The organism is Yersinia sp. 2540 StPb PI, assembly GCF_052217165.1.
Lineage (GTDB): Bacteria > Pseudomonadota > Gammaproteobacteria > Enterobacterales > Enterobacteriaceae > Yersinia > Yersinia enterocolitica_E.
In genome coordinates this window covers 2869123-2891661 of sequence record NZ_JAZGQC010000001.1, presented here as the reverse complement: position 1 = coordinate 2891661, position 22539 = coordinate 2869123, and the positions used below count along the sequence as shown (strand labels likewise).

The window sequence follows — 22539 nt, the reverse complement described above, 5'->3', positions numbered from 1 at the left end:
TGATCAGATTAGCGGAACGGCGGCTCGTTAAAGGTACGCAGTTTGCGTGAATGCAGTTGATCACCCTCCGCGCGCAATAAATCTATTGCCCGAATACCAATCTGCAAATGCTCTGAAATAGCACCTTCATAGAAATGGTTCGCCTGCCCCGGCAACTTGATTTCGCCATGTAACGGTTTATCTGAAACACAGAGCAATGTGCCATAAGGCACCCGGAAGCGATAACCTTGAGCTGCAATGGTGGCACTTTCCATATCGACGGCAACTGCGCGGCTTAAGCTAAAACGCAGTGCTGACGCAGAAAAACGCAGCTCCCAGTTACGATCATCAGAAGTGACTACCGTCCCGGTGCGCAATCGCTGTTTGACTTCAACACCTGGCATGCCACTCACCGCTTTGGTTGCGTCATACAATGCCCGCTGTACCTCAGCAATACTTGGGATCGGGATATCTGGCGGCAACACCGCATCCAACACATGATCATCACGCAGATAGGCATGAGCCAGCACATAATCGCCGATGGCCTGGCTTTCACGCAATCCACCACAGTGCCCAATCATCAACCATGCATGAGGCCGCAGTACCGCCAGATGATCACAAATAGTTTTGGCATTGGATGGGCCGACGCCAATATTCACCAAAGTAATGCCATGACCCCCTTCTGCAATTAAGTGATAGGCCGGCATCTGATGTTTTTTCCATGCCAGATCAGAGGTGGTCTTTTCAGGATCAGCATTTTCAGCCGTTATGTAGCTGCCACCGGCACAGGATAAGGCTTTATAAGGGCTGGCGGGGTCGAGAATCTGCTCACAAGCCCAACTGACAAACTCATCAACATAGCGGCTGTAGTTAGTGAACAGGATATAAGGCTGAATATGTTCTGCGGGGGTGCCCGTGTAATGTTTTAGCCGCGCCAGTGAAAAATCAGTCCGCAAGGCATCGAAATGCGATAAGGGAAAATCAGCGGTGGCAGTATCAATACCATCAGTAATGCCATCACCGATTTTTGCCAAATCCGTGGTTGGGAAGTGCTGAGCAAGGCCCGCCGTCATCGACCGGTCGAGAATGAGGTCAGAACCGTCGATCACAAAAGGATATGGCATTTCTTGTTGTGACGGTGTCACTTCAAACACCGCGCCATACTCACTTTCAAGCAAGGTGAGTTGCTCTGTCAGATAGTCCCGAAATAATGTCGGCCGAGTAACAGTGGTACTGTATTGCCCGGTCCGGGAGAAACGCCCATAAGCACGGGTACGCTGGTGGTCGCGGAATCTTCCGTCCCAACTGACACTGAGCTGTGGATATGAGAACAAGCCCTTAGCCCTTTCACCAACATCCGGCAGAGCGCCATCGCGAATAAAAGCGCTAATAGCATCACGCAATGCCGCAAGTGCTGACTCGTATAGCGTCTCAAGCCTATCAATCGCTTCGTTGGCTGATAGGTGAATGGTATTTTGTGATTGATTCAAGATATCTCCTTTCAATACGCGTAAAGGCGGGGCTTAGCTTACTCAATTAACCGACGCAGAAACATAGTAAAAAACACGGTTTTACTGTCCATCGACGTAATGTGCCCTGTAATGAACATTTTGCCGTTACAGAGCAAATATCCAAACACGCGTTACACCAAAAACCTCCATTCATTGAAAACAAGAGGACATTTTGCCACTTATTCCGTCGTTTGATTCCCCTTCACCAACACTAAAGTATAGGTTGTCGCAGATAACACATTATTTTCTGCCTTGGGCAACACTATAAAGGTCTCTTTTGCGTGGCAAAATCATTTTTACGCAGTGGTAGTTTGGACGACATTCTGGCGTTAGGCGAAAACGGGCAACCGGTTTATGCCTCTGCACGGCAGATAAGAGAGGCATTACGCCTTAAAAAACAGCAACATATTGCTGACTGTCTGGCCATACCTCAACTTAATGAACGCGGCGACCGCATAGATTGGTATGCCCCCATTGAAGGCAAAGTGACCTCATGGCTGGCAGCCAGCAGTGTTGAGCGCAAGGCAGCGGTTAAGCAGTTGTCAGCCTGTCTGGCAAGTGCCAATGACTTGTGTCAGCGGGCGCAAAAATCTGATAACGCCGCACAGCGGTTATTTGGCGTACTGTTGGCCAAAACAATGCAATTCCCCGATCAAAATCACGTTTATTTAGTGGCAGGCAAGCCAGTACTGACCTTTTGGGGATTTGTCAGCCCGGATAAAAAAACACGCACTGACCCACTCGATTGTCTGCGCCAGACCAGCGAAGCTTACGAGCCGATTGAACCTATTATCGCTACCATTGCGGCCCCAATGCCCACGCCGCCTGCCGCTGCTGTCATTGAGTTAGCGCCTCAGGCCGAAACTACGTTGCTGCCCCCCCTGCCAGAACCTGTCGCAGAGGTCACCCCGCCATCAAAAGCAGTAAAAAAACCAACACGTTGGCTACGATTTAGCTGGATGTTACCGGTGTTGGCGCTAATTATCGCCTTGATAGTGCAATTCAGTGGTGGAATGCCGGAAAATGCCGCTGCCGCCCCGGATGTTAAGCCCACTGTCCTTGAAGATAAATCAGCCACTGAAGATAGAACCCTGTCAGCACCGGTAGCCACTGCACCTGTTGCTCAAATTATCCAGCCCACAATTGCATCACAACTGCCGTTGAATAATGCCACCGTCGTGCCTGCGTCAGCTATCGTGGAACCGACCGCCGTCGCATTGCCGACCACCGTTGAGAGCAAAAGTGCGCTGATACTCCCTTCGGATGCCGTCAAAGTGGGATCGACTACATTCCTTAATGGCAACTGGCGTGTCAGCCCGGATATTAAAGCCGCCCAAACCGGTAAAGCACCCAGCCTGAAGTATCAAATTAAAAACGGTAAAGGTACGGTGAAAATCACCCACGGGGATAACGTGACTTGCCGCGCAAATATCACTGCTGGTGTAATGAAGTCAGGCAATTTGGTAATCAATAGCCGCTATAGGGCGCAGTGCAGTGATGGTTCAAAATATCAAATGCCTGAGATCGTCTGCAAACAAGGCGTGAGCGGGATTGCAGATTGCAAAGGCCGTTACGATGCCAATACGACCCTTCCAATGACGATGAAGCGTGAGACTAAATAATATTATGCTGGCAACGATCACGGATTTAAAACAGAAAATTACGCTTATTCAGGACAGTGGCATTCAGTTTCTGGACTTCGCTTTAAAGCCCCAATTAGATACTGAGCTGCCAAATAAATTCGTCCGCAAAAGTGCTAATGGCCCACTATTACGCCTGAATTACCATCCACATAATGGTAAATATTCGCTAATGGTACCCGGCTCAGCCCCAGAGATTGTTAAACCTGAATTTAGTATTCCATTGGAACAATCGCTAAAACTGCTGAACAAGATTTGGTTGCCGCTGCCCTTCTTGCGTTTTAATCCGCCGCGCACCTTCGTTAATGGGCCTGATAACTGGGCCAGAGTACAGATTTTAGTGCTAGATTCGCCAGATCAAGATGGCAATACTTTACGTGTCACCATGGCATTTGATACCAAAGTCTATCCTGAAGGTGATGCTAATGAGTATTTGGCACCTAATGAAAATGATGTCAAAACTGGATTAAGTTTCGCCCTGGCCTACCACAATGAAGAATTGGCAGAATTCCTTGATTTAACCTGGGTTGACGGTTGGTTGCGGGAAGTTTTTGTTCAACAGGCATCAGAACAGGAAGAACGCACCGAAAGGCATATCAGTGTATCGCTGCGCGAATTCGAATATCAGGCGCACTATCTTAATTTGCTGGAGTTACTTGGCAGCCAGATTGGTGTGCCAGAAATCAAAATCAACACCAGCACCCTACAAGAACCTACCGTTAATGTTGATTTGATCCTCGATGTCGGCAACTCGCATACCTGCGGCATTTTGGTGGAAGACCATGCCGATGAAAGTAATGGCCTGAAACAGACTTACGAATTACAAATTCGTGATTTAAGCGAGCCACACTATCTGTATAACGAACTGTTTGAAAGCCGGATTGAATTTGCGCAAGCGAAGTTCGGCAAACAGAATTTTTCGGTGGAAAGTGGTCGTGACGATGCCTTTATCTGGCCTGCGATTACCCGTGTTGGTCGTGAAGCCAGCCGTATGGCACAGCACCGTTTGGGCACCGACGGGTCTACCGGCATTTCCAGCCCCCGCCGCTATCTGTGGGATGAAGAGACCTATACTGCGGGCTGGCGCTTCAACGAGACCCAAACCACACTGATACATGAACCGCTGGCGACGGCGTTGCCGCTGACCAATCTGGTCAATGATGACGGCCAACCGCTCTATACGGTGCCAGTAGATGAACGGCTCCCGGTATTTTCACCACATTATAGCCGTAGTTCATTGATGACATTTATGTTGTCGGAACTATTGGCGCAAGCGCTGATGCAAATCAACAGCGCGGCACAACGTTTGAAAATGACCCATGCCAATGCGCCACGGCAATTACGCGCCATTATCTTAACGCTGCCTTCCGCCATGCCAAAACCGGAGCGCGAGATATTCCGCCGCCGGATGAATGAAGCCATTGCCTTAGTTTGGAAATCTATGGGTTGGCATCCGGCAGATGATAACTTTGCATCCACGCAAGGCCGCGCCAAAAGCCAGGTTCCAGTACCCGATGTACAGATGGAATGGGATGAAGCGACCTGCGGTCAGATGGTTTATCTGTATAACGAAACTCAAGTTAATTTCGGTGGCCGTACCGCAGCCTTTTTTGCCAGTATGGCACGACCCGATAAACAGCCGGAAGCTGGGGATGTTGTCGGGAAAACCTTACGTATCGCCTCTATCGATATTGGCGGTGGCACCACCGACCTGGCAATTACGCAATATTGGCTGGATGATGGTATTGGCAATAATGTCAAAATCAGCCCGCGCCTGTTATTCCGTGAAGGGTTTAAAGTGGCCGGTGATGATATTTTGCTGGATGTTATTCAGCTCTATCTTCTACCTGCCCTCCAGGCTCGCCTTAAGAAAGCTGGCGTCACCAATACTGATGCCTTGCTGGATAAATTATTCGGCAATGATGGCCGCATGGATGGGCAATCAGCCCTGCGTCAGCAAGCCACATTGCAGATATTTATGCCCGCAGGCCGGGCTATTCTGGAAGCCTACGAAAACTTTGATCCCCTGGATGCCAGTGCAGAAATAGACGCTAATTTTGGCGAGCTATTACCCCAATTACCGACACAGAAAGTCCTTGATTACATTAACAGCGAAGTTCAGCGTGAACTGCCAACAGATGCTGGCGGGTTTGATATTTTGCAGGTTCCGTTAGTATTAAAGCTAAGCAAGTTGCACGGTGAGTTTTTATCTAACCGAATGAGTATTACGCAAAACCTGCGTTCACTGTCTGAAGTGGTATCACTCTATTCTTGTGATGTGCTGTTATTGACTGGCCGCCCTTCACGCTTCCCCGGCATTCAGGCACTATTTCGCCATCTGCAACCGCTGCCCAACAATCGTATTCTCTCGCTGGATGGATATCACACCAGCGATTGGTATCCGTTTAACAAGCATGGTCGCATCGATAACCCAAAATCGACTGCCGCAGTGGGGGCAATGCTATGTTTACTGGCACTGGACTTACGGCTGGCCGGTTTTTACTTTAAAGCCGGTGATTTCCAACCTTATTCGACCATACGCTACCTCGGGATGTTAGACAGCAGCGACGCACTGACAGAAGAGAATGTCTACTATCGCGATATCGATCTGGATAGCAGCAATTTTGCCTTGCCATCCGACGCTCATTTTCAGGTTAGAGGGTCGTTGTGCCTTGGCTTTCGCCAGCTCGATAATGACCGTTGGCCTGCCTCGCCGCTTTATACCTTATCCATTGTTGATCAGGAACTGGCGCGCAAAGTCGCGGGTGACAGCATATTGCATGTCAGACTGAGATTAGCAAAGGGTGACAAGCAGAATGACGATGGTCAGGAGCGCTTTGAGATAGCGGATGCCGTATTGCAAGATGGGAGCCGTGTGCCATCCCATCATCTGCGCCTCAAGCTCAACACATTAGCCAGCAACGGTTCAGGATCAACCCATTATTGGATTGATAGTGGGAGTGTATTTAGAAAATGAAATCATTAATCACCCAACAGCTCAATAGCCAGCTTGAGCAGGTCACACAAGGTATTGATCAAACAATTGATTGGATTGACAATGTGCGCCAACACGCCATTCGATTGGATATTGAAGCCGATCTTCTCACCATCAAACTGCGTCGCCATCGCAATAAAGCACGTCAGCTAACGGAAACATCCTTAACCGGCATGAGCATTGGCTTTTTTGGTCAGTCATCTGCCGGGAAACAGCACCTTATTTCAGCGCTGGCGGCGGATGAAAATGGCCGCTTGGAAACCACCCTTGGCGGGAAAACCCTCGACTTTTGGCAACAAATAAAACCGGGCTATCAGGCCTGTGGGCTGGCAACACGTTTTAGCCAGCAAGCCGTTAGTCATTACGAAAGCCATCCGGTACGGCTTTCTCTTCTCAGTGAAGTGGATATTGCTAAAATAGTTGTGGGTGCTTATCTACTGGATAACCCTCAAGACCCCCGTCATCAGGATGGACGAGAGCATTCGCTGGATGAACAGCATATTACTGACCATCTGCAACAGCTCGTTATGCGTAGACAACCGATCGCCAATGCAGGTATCAGCAGTGATGATGTCATTGGGCTGTGGGATTATCTGGTTCGTCATGACGCCCCGCGCCAGAGAAAACTGGAAACTCATTTCTGGCCGGTGGCCATTGAACTGGCTCCTTATCTGAGCATTGATGATCGTGCCCTTTTGTTCTCATTACTGTGGACAGAATTACATCCATTGACCGATGCTTACCGCCATTTCGCCTATACTTTGCAACATCTGGGCGGCGCGACTCAAGTACTGTCACCACTAAGCGTATTAGTGGACGATACCCTATTGCCCGCCAATGGCGTTATGAATGTTGCGACACTCTATTCTCTGAACACACCCGCGGATAGCCACATTCAAGTTATGCCCTTAGTTGATGACAATACGACTGATTTAGTGACGTTGTCACTTGCTGAGCTAACTTTTTTAGCTGCCGAGTTACATATCCCGCTGACCACCTCTACCCGTAAAAATGTATTTGAATCCATTGACTTGCTAGATTTCCCTGATTTTACTGAGCCATTCGATACACCAGAATACCTTGAACATCCTCCTTATCCACAGGCCGTTTTGCTATCTCAAGCTAAAAATGCCTATTTACTTGACCGCTACACGGATAAACAACAGATAAACCTGCTATTAGTCTGCAATGCGGCGGGTAAACGCTCAGAAGTCAAAACTGTCGGTAAGGCACTGGATTATTGGGTTAAGCAAACTCAGGGGGAAAATGTGCAGGTGCGTTCCCGTCGCAATCCTGGGTTAATCTGGGCATTAACACCCTTTGATCAACGGGTTACCGCAGACCCACAGTTGGCTGGTGCGAAAAATTATGACGAAGCGGTACAACGTCATGTGGGTAATCCTGGTGATAGCTGGGGCTCCATGCTGGCATTGGACACTCGTGGTGTTGAACGGATGGTCACTTATCTGACCCAAGAGATCCGTCGTGATATCAAAACAGAACGGATAACCGAACAACTTCATGAGTTACAACGAGAATTGACCGATAACCTGCTTGCAGGCTGGTATCAGCCAGCAAACAGCGAATTGCAACAGAAACAACGTATTGCTGAAACCTTACTCAAAGCCTTACAAACGCGAACCGGCTTACACGGCGAGTTATTAGAGCGACTGCTGCCCTCTCGTGATGAGTTACGCGGCTTATATCTACAACAGCAAAACCGTGCGGCTGAATTGATCACCCCAGCGACCCATAGCGAACCTTTTAGTATCGGTATCGATATCGACTTATTCAGTGATAGGCCTGTATCCGCGGCATTTCAAACCACGGTAACACCTGCGATAAGCCATGATTATGAAACAGCCTATGCCGCAAGTGTGCAGCGTTATTGGATAAATCACCTGCGACAACTGCCCGATAACGGCCCATTGATTGAACTGCTCGGTATTGCCAAACCCACGATTGAATTGCTGGTTGCAGAACTGATTACCGCCAGTATCCGACTGGATATCGCCGGGCAGTTAATCACGATACTGGCAGACAGTGAGCAAGTTGGTCTGCACCGTGAAACCAAAGCCGATCGTCAGGTATCGCGTGCGTTGACGGTATTGGGCGATTTTGTTGCCTGGCTTGGTTTCTTACAAATAGAGGAAAACCAGCGCCCTGATAGCCGTATTAATCGGGGACATAAGATTTTTGCCCAACCACCTAAATCAGTATCGCCGTTGGGCGCATCACAGCGATTAACCAAATTGGCATTGACCCCGACCAATAATACTGCATTTTATATTTATGATTGGCTGGTTGGCTTAGGTGAAATGATTATTCACAACCAGGGTTATTCTGCCAGCAGCGAAATAAACTTGCAGAATCGTGAACAATTAGCGGCAATATTCTTGCTGATTAATCCGCAATTCAGGCCGTAAACCATCAGTAATATACCCGTTATTCCCCGTTGAATCGGGGGAATAACGGATACCACCATACTGAACTCAACCCATTGGTTCTAAATCACTATCTCCGACCGGCAATGCCCTAAGTACCACAATGCCTGGGGTTTTCTTCACATATTCCAAGAAAGGTGAGTCGACAACTTTATTGTTCCCTTTCATTGATGATGCATTACGGAACATCGCGCCTTTTGCTGTCCTGATAAATATTCCTGTATGGGTGACATCCAGACCTAAAATAGGGGTGTAAATGCCGATATAATCCCCATTTTTTAACTCTGCGACGACCGCATCATTAATAAACTCAGCCGGAATATAAACAATATTACGCTCAATAGCACTCAACCCGGGGATAAACTCGCCACCCTCTTTTTTCTGGTTCAGATTTTTGAGAACAGTGTGGGTATGAGTACTTATTTGTGCAGTAACATCTTGTGCGTTTAAAGGGGATCGCTGTGACCAGTCAGTAAAGAAATGTTTTCGGTGCAAGTAGCTGATATCAGCATCAACATATCTTGTTCTGATAACTTGCTGCACAAACTCCGCCTTGCTTCCTGATTTTCGCAAGGCTTCAACATAATCCAGGTAGGTGAAACAGTCCAATCCACGGAAATCGACCACTAACTGTTCAGGTTGCGTTAGTGAACCAATGAGTACATTTGCCTCATAAGGTGTACCTAAAAACTCAGCAGATATATTCGCAATAACATCACCCTTATTGCTATAAGGTGCTGTTTCTAATTTAGCTTCTATAATACTGGTGATACGATTTGCGGTGTAATTATCAATGCTGACCGTTTCGGGAGGGGGTTGTTTCGCACCACATCCTGCGATAACAGCAATGAGAACCAAAGATAACGATTTATGCATAAGTCCCTTCTATGCCTTATCAAGCGGCTATTCCATACACTCCAAGAGTTTTACTTTAATGTTTAAATTTTAAACAGGGTATCAACAAGAGCAGATTAGTCTGTGTTGATAGGCTATCTGAGTGCTGACACCTCATGCTATATGATAAAAAACCTTATCTTGCTAAATCGCTAACCAAACATCTATTAATTACCTTAATTTTCAAATAATTAAACAAAAAAATATTTAACTACAGCGTCCAGCCACACCAGTAACGTTGTGATCCGCCTCAGATTTTTGCATTGTTATCATTCTGATTGCTTGTGCCTTTTGGCGAATCGTGTTTATCTTTTAAGGCTTATTACACTTATTGATGAGATACCTCGTGAACTATTCCACTGCCACCTTCAGTCTACAAAATACTGCGTATGTTAACGCAGTGGTAGTCGTACGCGTGCTAGTGGTGGTGGTCGGCAGCGCGCCGTAACGGGTACCGAATCCAGAAAGATTCCCAAACCCCGCCGGCGCCAGCCGAGCGGGGTTTCTTTTTAGCCCCACTCTGTTAACCGCCGGCCCTGATGAAGGATATAACCATGCGTTATACAGGCGCCCAATTAATAGTTCGCTTGCTCGAGCAGCAAGGTATTACCACGGTCGCAGGCATTCCCGGCGGCGCAGCGTTACCGCTGTATGATGCTCTAGGACAAAGCCGTATTATTCGCCATGTGCTGGCACGACACGAACAAGGTGCTGGCTTTATGGCTCAAGGCATGGCCCGCGCCACCGGCCAAACCGCAGTCTGCTTAGCCTCCAGCGGCCCTGGGGCAACCAATCTGGTCACGGCAATTGCCGATGCCAAACTCGACTCTATTCCACTCGTGTGTATTACAGGTCAGGTTTCCTCCTCAATGATTGGCACCGATGCTTTTCAAGAGGTTGATACCTATGGCATATCGATACCTATCACCAAACATAATTATCTGGTTCGCGATATCAGCGAATTGCCCCGGGTGATCCCAGCGGCATTTCGCATTGCCCAGTCTGGACGGCCCGGCCCGGTATGGATTGATATTCCCAAAGATGTGCAAACTGCAGAAATTGAGCTTGAGAGTTTGCCGCTACCAGGCGTTGCCGATGAGCCTTGCCCAATAGACCCACAAGCTATCGCGCACGCCGCTCAAATGATCAACCGTGCGGCACGGCCTGTGCTCTATCTGGGGGGAGGAATCGTCAGTTCGCAGGCGCACCAACAAGCAATACAACTGGCTGAACAGGCTGGACTGCCAACTACCATGACATTAATGGCACTGGGTACCATGCCCGTTGACCACCCATTATCCTTGGGAATGTTGGGAATGCATGCAGCACGCTCAACCAATCTGATCATGCAACAAGCTGATTTATTGATCGTACTTGGGGCGAGATTTGATGATCGTGCTATCGGAAAAGCAGAACAATTCTGCCCTGATGCCAGCATCATTCATATTGATATTGACCCGGCTGAGTTAGGCAAAATCCGCCGACCACACCTGGCGATGAATGCCGACATTAAGCAGGTATTAACCCACCTGTTGCCTTTAGTTGAAACTCGTTCACGCAGCGAATGGCGCTCAACCGTCAGTGATATGCAGCGCGAATTTCCGTTCAATCAACCCAACAGCACCAACCCACTGTGCCACTATGGTTTGATTCGCGCGGCGGCCGAAGCGCTGGATGATGACACCATCATTACCACTGATGTGGGACAACACCAGATGTGGGTAGCGCAGGCTTATCCGTTGCATCGCCCGCGACAGTGGTTAACGTCTGGCGGACTGGGCACCATGGGATTTGGTCTGCCCGCTGCCATTGGTGCAGCACTGGCGAAACCAGAGGCAAAAGTAGTGTGTTTTTCTGGTGATGGCAGCCTGATGATGAATATTCAGGAAATGGCGACCGCCGCTGAAGAACAGCTGAACGTTAAGATTATTTTGATGAATAACCAATCATTGGGTTTAGTCCATCAGCAACAGGAACTGTTCTTTGGTAAACGTATTTTTGCAGCCGACTACCCGTATCGCACAAACTTCATCCATATCGCAGAAGGGTTTGGTTTCTCCACATGTGACCTCAACACAGCCAGCGACCCTTATGCTGCCTTGCATGAAGCCTTAAACCGACCAGGCCCGGTATTGATCCACGCACTGATTGATGTGGATGAAAAAGTGTATCCGATGGTGCCACCGGGTGCGGCAAATATCGATATGATTGGAGGGGAGTAATATGACGACTCAACAAATGGCAGGACAACCAACACCAAACCTATCGACTTCTGCGCAGGTGACACTGTTACTCACCGTACGCAACCACCCGGGGGTGATGTCCCATATTTGCGGGTTATTTGCCCGGCGCGCATTTAACGTCGAGGGAATTTTATGTATGCCGTTGGCTGGCGGTGACGAAAGTCGCATTTGGCTGCAAGTCTTGGATGATCAGCGATTACTGCAAATGATAAGCCAGTTGGAGAAACTGGAGGATGTGCTCCAGGTGCGCCGCTTCGGGCCTGAAATGCCTATTTTTGACCAAGTAGAAGACTTAATTGCCAATCAACGGTGACGTTGTCACTAGCATTGAATTACGTTGGATGGCAGACCTTCAAGCTTGCAACTAATATACGAGCATAGATAACCGGCTGTTATCGATAATATACCGTTAACGGCCTTTTAAAATTAGATAAGAGGTTAATTAGGCCAAGAGTAATTTCTGTAACTCTGCCAGCGAACTGACTTGGTAACGAGGCGCAATATTATCATCCGGTACACTGCCGTGCATATTAAGCCAGCAAGTATCTATCCCTGCATTAATACCACCCTGAATATCGGAATGCAGATTATCGCCCACCATTAGAATATGCTCTTTGGCCGGGTTATTCATTAAATTGAAAGCATGCTCAAATATAGCCACATCCGGTTTGGCCACCCCGACTTGTTCAGAAATGATCAGCGGAGAAAAGACATTTTTCAGACCAGTACGTTCCAAACGTATCGTTTGTAGCTCGGTAAAACCATTGGTAATAATGCCCATATTCACTTTACCACTCAAGGCATCAACCAACTCACGGGCACCCGGTAGGAGTGAACAGATATCCGCCATGGCGACTAAAAACTCACTGTTCAACCGGGTAGCTGCCACCCCCAGTTTCTCTGCCCACATCTCAAAACGGGTGTTTTGTAATTCGCTGGCGGATATTTTCCCATCTTGATAATCAACCCACAGTGGTTTATTAACCAATTGATAATAATCGAAATCCTGCACGGAAAAATCCACATTAAAGCGAGAAAACATCAGCTTTAACCCTTGATATGCATCAAAGTGAAATAGTGTCTCATCCGCATCGAACAGTATCCATTGGTATTTCATCACGACTATCTCTCTGACATTATTAGGCGCGCTATGGTAGCGACTATTAGCGTTCAGCTCAAGTTACACCGCGACGATACCTGGCTAATCATATTAATAGTGCTGCCGATATATCACGGTTTATTGCGATAATGTCTTCACCGGTTACTAAGGGGGCATCAAACGCCGACAATACTTTGCGGTTTATTTCAATCAGCGCGTCGTCAATTTTGATTTCCATATCTAACGCGATATCTGCTAATTTTTCTCTTTCCCAAGAGTCGCGGGAAATCAATAATTTCAAGAAAGTCACGATGCTATCGGGCAAATTAGCACTAATTGCTGTTATTGATTGTGGATTAATCTCTTCCTGAGTCGATACCTCAGTATTTTCAGTAACAAACAGACTCTCCAGCAACACCACTAATTGCTGGCTTTCATTTTTTAACAGATTAATACGGTCTGTATCATTAATAACTTCAGCGGCTTGAGACGGCAGACTCAGTGTCATCGGGGTTGCACGGCTATCAAGATCGCTATAAACCAATTTGCTGTCTAAGGCAAAACGCTTATATACCCGTTCAAGAAATTTCACTTCTGGTGGCGTAATGGTTCCCTCTACCTGAATCAAATGTGCCAAAAAGCGAGCAATGGCCCGACGGTTCTCCAGCGAGAGCGGCTCAAGATTATTTTTCAGGGCCAGTAGGGTATTATTTTTCCTGATACCGGGTTGGAGATAAGCTTTCAACCGCATACGCTGACCGGGGCTAAGATAACCCCAGGCATCAATATGTCGGGTCAATATCATGGATTCTGGCTCACCGATACGCCCATCGATCATCACCGCTGCGCAAGCCAACTCCACCGCAAGCATGGTCACGCGGTATGCGGCAAAGGTGGCAGATTCAGCCACCATTGACTCAATAGGGAACAGTGCCACAGTATCTTGCAAAACAGGTGTGCGGTTATCTGCTCTGACATCAGGTTCAATACCCACTTGCAGTGATGCTAATGCAAAGGTTAATGCCATAACCTGACTGCGGGATAAACGCTCTAATGGCTTGGTGTCGCACGCCGTACTGAGCCGAAGAAAAAGCTCATCCAGCGTTACCATCAACAAACCATAACCCACTCTCGCTTTGATACTTTCTAACTCTGTTTTTAATGCTGCTGACCACAACGGCATCGGTAGTAATAGTTGCCCTTCCAGTGACATTTTTTTCTTTGGATTAACACTGGCAAAACGGTTATAGATATCCAGGTCATGCTGGCAAGATTCAAATATTGGCCTCAGCTTATCCCTATGCGCTTTACACACAGCCACATTCGGCAGTTCCCCCATCTGCTGAAAGAACTCTTGCCCCATTAATCCCGCAGATGCAGGGCGATAAAATATCAGTAGCTTGGTTTTATTTATGGGTAATAAAAATCCGTCTCCATACTGCTCACGATAACGCTGCTGAAAAAGTGAGGAGAAAATATCAGCACAATGTGCCATTGAGATATTCTGATTTATCGCCGGATCAGCCTCGCCCCAGGCGAGCGCCCAGGCGGCAGGCAAAGGTTGCTGGTCAACAGCCAACTGCCCTAAACCAACCAGTAGCGCCAACGGAAGTTCTGTTGATGCCTCGCGGGTTAATGGGGGGAGAGAGATAGAGTTTCTCTTCTATATTCACTCGAGATATATAAACCAACAAGTTCTGCGCATAATGATTAAATGCGTTATTTTTCCCATAAATATTTAGCAGGCGATTAATTTCTTCTTCAAGAATAGGAAGTTCTTTTTTCGCTACCGGATCAATTGCAGCATCGATTAAAATCCGATGTTCCAAACCATAGAAGAATAGGAAGACGTAACCAATATGCGCAGTAGGTGATTTACGCCCATCTGCAAGCCATTGTAAATAAGCTCTTCTCGCTTGCGGCGAACATGTCGAGTAATCAGGCGCATTATCAATCAGCGGCAAGGAGATATCTATTTCTTGTTCTGCCACATCCATCGATGGGTTAATAAATGCAGGTTCCGCACCAGTGCGATTACTTTTGTATTTATTACCAATGTAAATCATGCCATCGGGTAAATTTATTCCAGCCACAACCGCCAACTCGCCAGGACGTAACCAGGAAGCGCGGGCTAAAGATCCTCGCGAGGTCTCGGGTTTTTTAGTCGCGGGTTTCTTGATTTCATCAACTGATGGGGTCTGATTTGCGCTGCTACCTTCAATGCTATGTTCGGGTTCAAGCTGCGAAGGGGTAATAGAATAATCGCCAAGATCAGGTATCGCTGCAGTTTTCTGCATGTCCGCGCTAATAGATGAGGCGACAGACCGCTTCGTCCCTTTAAGATTTTGCCAGACAAAATACATGCATAAGATAGCCGCACTCAGTGCAATCCACACTTCTCTTGGGATACCTGTAATCAGCCCTAAAACGACTATTAGTAGGATAACCCAGCCGGTACCGGTAGATTTTCTCTTCGCCACGATGGTTTATATGCCCCTATCTTAAAATAGTAATTTTTATTCTGCCTTTAATGGCGATTTTTAATAAATAACTCTTTTCACACACCGTTTTTACACAAATAAACCACGGCAAAAAGCCGTAGAAAAAACCTGTAAATTTAACTTAAGTGCAATTTACAGGTTAAATAATAAGTCAGTGTTTTAATTTAATGCATCTGCCCACCATAACAACAGGCCAGAATGCACAATAAATCAATTATGCCAGTTGATTATGCATTCAGCTAGCAAAGACTATGCAACCATTGGATAAACTCCGCCGCTCTTGGTTTGTCCAGGGTTCGCTTGGGGTAAATTAGATAATAAGGTTTTGTAACGGGTAATTTATGTTCAGACAACTGAATTAAACACCCCTCATCTAATTCTTTTTTAATCAAATGTTGTTGGCCCAGTAAAATACCGTTCCCCGCCACGGCCGAATCAATCGCCATGGAGGTTAAGTTGTAGATTGGCCCTCGGTTGGGAACACACTCATCTAATTTTGCTGACAGCAGCCATTCATGCCAATCAGGTAAGAACTGCCCTTCTTTGCCCCAATCAACATGTATCATTGGGTAGATAATGTTGTGTTTACCATCAAGCCAAGGGGTAGTTAATAGCAGTGGGCTTGCAACCGGAAAAACCCAATCCTGAAATAGCATTTCTTTCTCTTGCTGGGGATAATGTTCATCACCAAAAGCCAGATAAAAATCTGCCGCAGTACGATTGAAATCAACCACCCCGTGAGTAGCATGAATCCGAATATCCACATCGGGATATTGGGCTAACCACTGCTTGAGATGCGGATTAAGCCATCGACTCGCCAGGGCGGGCAGTGCTGAGATATTCAATGATATATTGCCTTTATCCCGCGCCATACCCTGTTGGGCCATCCGTAATGTTTCAAATGCCTGCTGTACATAAGCTAAATAGGCACTACCCTGCGAGGTCAGTTCAACGCCTGATTTCGAACGGGCAAATAATTGAATCCCCAGATGTTGCTCTAACTGACGTATTTGCTGGCTAACCGCCGCTGGCGTTAATGATAACCGGGCCGCCGCACTGGCCAGACTGCCGGTATTAGCAGCTGTCTCGAATGCTAAAATGGTGGTTAACTTTGGCAAACGAACAGCCTTCAAACTATTCATAACAGCCTCCCTTATCCATAACGCATTATATTGATACCGATAGCCAAACTTAACCTAACAGTAACGTTTTATTGTTATTCCAGTTACAACTAATCCTATACAGTTAGGAACAAAAACCAAGCAACATTTAGCATTACTGGGAGGATATATGCAGCAGCTCAGCGAAATTATTAATATGGAAGCCAACCCAATCAACGATGTTATGTTCATCACACAGTGCAAGAACACGTTAGAAACATACGGTGCCTTGGTACTATCAGGCTTCTTGCAGCCCCGCGCGCTGAGTAGTATTAAACAAGAAGGCGTCAGTCATAAGCATCGAGCTTACTATGCCGCTAATCAGCATAATGTTTATCTGACCAAAGCCGATCCCGCCTTCCCTGCTGACCATCCCCGTAATCGGTTGGTTACCTCATCAAAAGGCTGTATTACTGACGAAGAGATCCCTACCGATTCCGCATTACGAACGCTGTACAATGCGCAAGATTTCCAAGACTTCTTGTGTGCCGTATTAGATGAAAAACAACTCTACCCTTACGCCGATTCACTTTCTTCCATTAACTTGCACTATGCCAGTCAAGGCCAAGAGTTAGGTTGGCATTTTGATAATTCATCATTCGCCATCACCTTATTAGTACAAAAACCGCAAGCGGGTGGCGTCTTTGAATATATTGAAGAGATGCGCGATGCCGATAAAGGAGAGATGAATTACTCAGGAGTGGAACGACTGTTAAACCAACAGGTCACACCTAAAACATTGCAAATTGAAGCGGGGGACTTAGTGCTATTTCGTGGAAGAAATGCGATTCACCGAGTCACGCCGACCCAAGGGGATGTCACACGAATGCTGGTAGTGTTAGCCTATAATGCTCAACCCGATATTGCGCTATCCGAGACAGCCAGAATGACTTTTTACGGTCGTATTTAGTTTTCAGTGGTTTTACATTTACTTAACGGCTCTGCGGGCGTCCTTGCCCGCTAATAACATAGCTATTTTCTGCCAGCATACAACATTATTAAACCACTCCGGTGGTCACGCTGAAATGGCGGCTCTCTCCTGGGGATAACATTAATAACGTCCCCTTTTCTTTCGCCGCCAAATACCCTTCCGGGCGACAGGTTGCAGGTAAAATAAATGCAGCCACTTTCTGATCGCCATTATGTAAAATCCAACGAGTAGCATAATTAAACTGCGCGGTGGAAAAACGAGTAACAAAACGATGTCCTTGCGGGGACAACATAAAGAATTCTGCATTATCAACATATTGCGCAAGATTATCGGCAAAAAATACAATTTCTGGATCGTAAAACTCCGATTCATTTAAATCGGTTAATCCCTGAGTTCTTTCCCGTAATTGTTGGGTGTAGTGCAACCATTGCGGGGTTGGGTGTACATGTGCCGGCACTGTCTCACGCAATTTCAGTGCTGAACCGGGTAAGTTTTGACGGAAAGTGGCCCCAGGAATATAGGTGTAGTTCATATGACACATATATTGCAAAGGCATCGGCATACTGGATAAGTTAGTCACCTTCATCTCAATATCGAACTGCGCGCTACCGGCCCTGAGCCTAACCAGCGGTTGCGCACAATAATGATCACCGAACCCTTTCACATATTCCACACTGCCCGTGACGGCAAGTGTGTCGCCGTCAATAAGGAGCCAAGCGTAGTCCATTTCAGCACAAGGCATCTCGCCGTGTAATACATGGTCGTCCTCAGGCGATGGACAACCATTACGGCGCAAACCCGAATGGAAAGCAAAACAACCGTAGGTATCAACAATGTTCTCTCCGCGCTTAGGTTGAGAGAACATATTTTCCATTTTCAGGTTATGTCCATCAAATTCCGCATCCCAAATCATTTGGCCGTAATAAGGTAAAACGGTCAGGTACCCACGAGAATTAACAATTTTCAGAGCTTCAATACCTGAGGCATATTTAAAACTGATAACAGTAAAATCACTACTGCTATAGATCTCTTGCTCCTGGTGACTGAACTGTTCACGGATTAGCGTTATTTTGGCGGTCATTTATTGTTACTCCCGGTTCAATTAAGACTCATTATTTGCCAATGTTGCCGCACTTGTCCGTTGTTTATTGCGCAGTTCACCCCAAAAATAGAAACCAACATAGGCGAAACACAATAATGAGACAAAAAATGCATGTTGCATTGAACCAAGATGGTCAGAGACAAACCCTTGTAATGCTGGTACCACTGCGGCCCCCACTATCGACATCACAATAATGGCCCCGGCCACTTCGGTATATTTGTTGTCTACTGTATCCAGGGTGCCTGCATAGATAGTCGCCCAGCAGGGCCCAAACAAGACGCTGACAAATACGGCTGCATATACCGCAGTAAAGTTGGGTACGGTTACGACATAAAGCAGCGTTAATGCACCTAAAATAGAATAGGCAATTAACACTTTTTCGGCTTTAAATCGTGTCATCAGGAAGTTGGCCACAAACTTACCAATAAAGAAGCAAATAAAACTGTAAATCATAAAGTTCGAGGCATCTCGTTCATTAGATGCGCCCAGGTTTAAGGCCAGGCGAATCGTAAAGGACCATACTGCGACTTGCATACCCACATAGAGGAACTGCGCCGCAATGCCTTTTTTAAAACGACTGTTCCCAGCTAAATATTTTAAGGTTTCTTTTAATGACGGTGAAACCACTTTTTTACCGCTATCACCTTGTGGTTTGCAATGAGGATAACGAGTAATAACAAATAACAGCATAACCAGCAGCAGAACAAAAATCAGATATTTATAAGGTTCCAATGTATGTTCTAACATCGTAAGACGAAAAGCATGAATCTGATCTGGCGTCATCGCGGCCATTTGGTTGTGTAAACTATCACCTTCCTGAAATACCAGGTATTTACCGAGTACTATCCCCATCAATGCGCCGATCGGGTAGAAAGTTTGGCTGATATTAAGCCGTAAAGTGGCATAGTCTTTATGACCAATCATGGAGCTGTAGGTGTTAGCAGCAGTTTCAAGGAAACTTAAACCAATAGCGATGGCAAAAATAGCGGCCAGAAACATAGTATATGTTGCCATATGGGAGGCAGGATAAAACAACATACATCCGATAATATAAAGTATTAACCCGATTAATATAGCAACTTTGTAACTGCTTTTTTTGATGACCAAAGAGGCAGGAATAGCAATCAGAAAATAACCGCCATAAAAGGCACTTTGTACCAGTGCACTGGCAAAATCACTGAGTGCAAATACGCTTTTAAATTGAGTAATTAAAATATCATTCAGACTGGCTGCACATCCCCATAGTGGGAATAAGCAGGAAAGCAAAATAAATTGGAATAACGGTGTTTTATTTAAATAGCCATCTGGCAGTTGAACGGTATTAAGGCGCATTTTATTTTCCTTGGTGTAGGGTCTTTAAAAAATCAATAAATTGCGACGCATCAGGATAAGAACGTTGGGTTCCCTTTCCTGTGACACTGTAGGCTGCAAAAGCAGAAGCCATTTCCATCGCTTTTAATATATTGCCGTGCTGGACATATTCATGAGCAAAACAACCAATGAAAGCATCACCTGCGCCGCTGGTGTCGATGGCGTGGACACTAACCGGTGGCACATGGTCAATGTGTTCACCGTGCATCCATAATGAGCCGCGATGCCCCAAAGTAATGATCAGGTTATGTAACCCTTTATCCAATAAGCTGCGCCCCGCACGGTAAATGTTATCCAGACTATCAACTGGCATTCCGGTCAGAATCGCGAGCTCAGTTTCATTTGGCATAAAGAACTCGCACTGACATGCATAGCCGATATCCAATGCTTTAGATGCGGGGGCTGGATTAAGAATAACTTTAATCTGGTGCTGGCGGGCAAAGTCGATAGCGGCGTAGACCGTTTCCAGCGGAATTTCGAGTTGTAGAATAATCAATTGGCAAGCTTTGAGCGCATCAGCAGCAGCAGCGACATCCGCGGGTAACAAATGATTGTTAGCGCCTTTGATAATCAAAATTCGATTTTGTGATGATTTATCGACGAAAATCGGAGCCACACCACTCGAGGCCCCTGTAACTGCTTTTACATACTGGGTATCAACCCCAGCTTTTTGTAGATTCCTTATGGTATTTTCCGCAAACAGATCATCACCAACCCGAGTAACCATCATCACATTGGCACCTAACTTGGCAGCGGCAACCGCCTGATTGGCCCCTTTACCGCCGCACCCAATTTCAAAATTCGGTGCCTCCAATGTTTCCCCGACTTGCGGCATTTCATCAATATAGGTGATCAGATCAACCATGTTGGAACCAATTACTGCAATATCCATTGTTAACCCCTTTATTCTAATTTTCACCACGAAATGTTATTGCAATAACATTATCAGCTGACAAATGTTATGTGTGTGACAAAGATCGCAGCAATTGAAGTGCGCAGCATGGGAACGACAGGAGTTTGACATGAATTAAAATGTTATTATTATAACAATTGGTAAGGAATGATAATGTAAATCAGTGATATTTAGAGGATGGATATAATCGTGGCTAACAGAAACTAAAAATCCCGGCCATTATTGCACCGGGATTATTCAGGGAATTGTGTTGTAACAGGTGTATCGTGGCTTATTTAATCGCCATAGCATCACGCATGGTAAAGAACAGGTCGGTCTGGTCTGTTAGACCAACCACATTTGCCGCATGCGGTCCGTAAGCTGCTATGCGCAATTGGGTACCCGTGTGCCCTTGAGAATCATCTTCAGAGTTGCCGTAGCTTATCGCCATAACTGCGCCATCTTTCGTGGTTAACGCTTGTGTTAAGCCAGGAGCTTTTGCATCTGCTTCAATAATTTGACTGGAATGCGCGTGATCTGCCGTCACAATAACCAAGGTATTACCGTCTGCACGCGCAAACTCCAGTGCTTTTTGTACTGCTTCATCCAAATCGACAGTTTCACCGAACTGACCACAAGGGTTCGCCGCATGGTCTTGTTTATCAATGGATGCCCCTTCAACCTGTAAGAAGAATCCTTTTTCGTTATGTTTCAGCAGGTCAATTGCTTTTTCAGTCATCACTGCCAAGGTTGGAATATCTTTAGTACGCTCAGCATTGTTTTCACAAACTACCGGCGGCTTATCTAAATTGCCATGATAAGACGCTTTCGGCCCCTGCCAACGTACTGGCATGTTACCTGGGCTAAATAACCCTAATAGCGGTTTTTGTTGGTCTGCCTGCTTTATTGCATTCAGATCAGCAAGATTTTCGACAATAACATAACCTCGAGCCAGGGCTTGTTCACGCAGAGATTTATCTTTCCATTCACCGGCTTTAGCGACTTGGCTGAATGATTTAGCGCCACCACCCAATGTGACATCCGCGCGCCCGGCAATCATCTGCTCAGTAATTGAACCGCGCCCACCATTTTCCAGCGCATTGCTACTGCACTTCTCGCTCGTTTCCTCCGGGCCATAGCATTTTCGCCCAGTTACGTGAGCAAACTGTGCCGCAGGAGTGGCATCTTGCAGTTCAGCAGTTGAAACGTTACCGGTTGCTTTACCGGCTTTCTTCGCTAACTCCAACAAGGTGACGTGATCTTTTCCGAACACATCAACACCCAGCGCGCCGTTATACGTTTTTACACCTGAGGACCAAGCTGTTGCGGAGGCAGCCGAGTCAGTCACGTAGTCTGGTTTTTGCGTTTTCTTATCTAATGAGTAGTGCGTGTATTGCCCTGTCAGCGGTAACGCATCAATTCCTTTAAAGAAACCACCGGCCCCCATAGCATAGTTACGTGCTGAGGTGATTTCTGAATCGCCCATACCATCGCCAATCAGTAAAATGACATTCTTTACGGTTTTATTGGAAAGCGAATCACGAAGAGCCTGTGTCTGATCACCGGTCAAACGTCGTGCCCCACCAAATTGAGTGACATCTCCCTTGGCGCTACGGTCATATAAGCCAGTGGCGGAAGCAACAGCATTCGGTGTAAACAATGAACTGGTGAGTATCAGAGTGGATAACGCTATGCCGGACAAAGTGGATACGCGGTTCTGCATCGGTATAATTCCTTGTTGTAAAACAGTAATACAATTTGTATTGATTGGTTACAA

15 protein-coding genes and 1 pseudogene are annotated in these 22539 nt (G+C 46.5%); 7 read left to right on the top strand and 9 right to left on the bottom strand.

Annotated elements, in window-relative coordinates; translation table 11 throughout:
• Positions 1–8: 8 nt before the first annotated feature.
• Positions 9–1469, bottom strand: coding sequence for an AMP nucleosidase (locus V1956_RS13195; protein ID WP_372559047.1), 1461 nt, complete (start codon positions 1467–1469; stop codon positions 9–11).
• Between the two features lie 302 nt (positions 1470–1771).
• Between V1956_RS13195 and V1956_RS13190 the strand changes: the two genes are divergently transcribed.
• The 3 genes from V1956_RS13190 to V1956_RS13180 are packed head-to-tail and all read left to right on the top strand — an operon-like array spanning position 1772 to position 8551.
• Positions 1772–3112, top strand: a complete 1341-nt coding sequence (locus tag V1956_RS13190; protein ID WP_372559048.1) for an SrfA family protein — start codon at positions 1772–1774, stop codon at positions 3110–3112.
• 4 nt (positions 3113–3116) lie between these two features.
• Positions 3117–6107 carry a virulence factor SrfB gene (locus V1956_RS13185; RefSeq protein WP_442825809.1) on the top strand — a complete coding sequence of 997 codons (2991 nt, stop codon included), beginning with the start codon at positions 3117–3119 and terminating at the stop codon, positions 6105–6107.
• A complete protein-coding gene (locus V1956_RS13180) occupies positions 6104–8551 on the top strand; it encodes a putative virulence factor (protein WP_442825207.1) in 2448 nt (815 codons plus the stop codon). Before V1956_RS13185 ends, V1956_RS13180 begins: the two co-directional genes overlap by 4 nt.
• Positions 8552–8617: 66 nt before the next feature.
• On the opposite strand, the gene V1956_RS13175 is transcribed toward V1956_RS13180, so the two are convergent.
• A complete protein-coding gene (locus V1956_RS13175) occupies positions 8618–9445 on the bottom strand; it encodes a DUF1460 domain-containing protein (protein WP_442825206.1) in 828 nt (275 codons plus the stop codon).
• Positions 9446–9809: 364 nt separating this feature from the next.
• Between V1956_RS13175 and V1956_RS13170 the strand changes: the two genes are divergently transcribed.
• The 3 genes from V1956_RS13170 (at position 9810) to ilvN (ending at position 12019) form a co-directional block, all read left to right on the top strand.
• Positions 9810–9911 (top strand): ilvB operon leader peptide IvbL, encoded by a 102-nt coding sequence (locus V1956_RS13170; RefSeq protein ID WP_227746532.1) that lies wholly within the window; start codon positions 9810–9812, stop codon positions 9909–9911.
• A 106-nt stretch (positions 9912–10017) separates the two neighbouring features.
• Positions 10018–11685, top strand: a complete 1668-nt coding sequence (ilvB, locus tag V1956_RS13165) for an acetolactate synthase large subunit (RefSeq protein WP_193784659.1) — start codon at positions 10018–10020, stop codon at positions 11683–11685.
• Between the two features lies 1 nt (position 11686).
• Positions 11687–12019, top strand: a complete 333-nt coding sequence (ilvN, locus tag V1956_RS13160; protein ID WP_372559051.1) for an acetolactate synthase small subunit — start codon at positions 11687–11689, stop codon at positions 12017–12019.
• A 129-nt stretch (positions 12020–12148) separates the two neighbouring features.
• On the opposite strand, the gene yjjG is transcribed toward ilvN, so the two are convergent.
• The 3 genes and pseudogenes from yjjG to V1956_RS13145 all read right to left on the bottom strand — a co-directional run bounded on the left by yjjG (position 12149) and on the right by V1956_RS13145 (position 16448).
• Positions 12149–12823 (bottom strand): pyrimidine 5'-nucleotidase, encoded by a 675-nt coding sequence (gene yjjG, locus V1956_RS13155; RefSeq protein WP_083158814.1) that lies wholly within the window; start codon positions 12821–12823, stop codon positions 12149–12151.
• A gap of 88 nt (positions 12824–12911) precedes the next feature.
• A pseudogene (locus V1956_RS13150) lies at positions 12912–15285 on the bottom strand (TerB N-terminal domain-containing protein).
• Between the two features lie 260 nt (positions 15286–15545).
• A complete protein-coding gene (locus tag V1956_RS13145; protein ID WP_442825205.1) occupies positions 15546–16448 on the bottom strand; it encodes a LysR substrate-binding domain-containing protein in 903 nt (300 codons plus the stop codon).
• Positions 16449–16596: 148 nt separating this feature from the next.
• On the opposite strand from V1956_RS13145, the gene V1956_RS13140 reads away from it, so the two are divergent.
• Positions 16597–17376: a HalD/BesD family halogenase gene (locus tag V1956_RS13140; RefSeq protein WP_442825204.1), complete on the top strand. Its 780-nt coding sequence runs from the start codon at positions 16597–16599 to the stop codon at positions 17374–17376.
• Between the two features lie 88 nt (positions 17377–17464).
• Here the strand turns inward: V1956_RS13140 and V1956_RS13135 are convergent, their stop codons facing one another.
• From V1956_RS13135 to phoA, 4 genes are all read right to left on the bottom strand, one after another.
• Positions 17465–18478: an aldose 1-epimerase family protein gene (locus V1956_RS13135; RefSeq protein WP_420070824.1), complete on the bottom strand. Its 1014-nt coding sequence runs from the start codon at positions 18476–18478 to the stop codon at positions 17465–17467.
• A gap of 21 nt (positions 18479–18499) precedes the next feature.
• A complete protein-coding gene (gene fucP, locus V1956_RS13130; RefSeq protein ID WP_442825203.1) occupies positions 18500–19831 on the bottom strand; it encodes an L-fucose:H+ symporter permease in 1332 nt (443 codons plus the stop codon).
• 1 nt (position 19832) lies between these two features.
• Positions 19833–20762, bottom strand: a complete 930-nt coding sequence (gene rbsK, locus V1956_RS13125; RefSeq protein ID WP_442825202.1) for a ribokinase — start codon at positions 20760–20762, stop codon at positions 19833–19835.
• 292 nt (positions 20763–21054) lie between these two features.
• The gene (gene phoA / locus V1956_RS13120; protein WP_420074464.1) at positions 21055–22485 is read right to left on the bottom strand and encodes an alkaline phosphatase; all 1431 of its coding nucleotides are present in this window, start codon (positions 22483–22485) and stop codon (positions 21055–21057) included.
• Positions 22486–22539 lie beyond the last annotated feature (54 nt).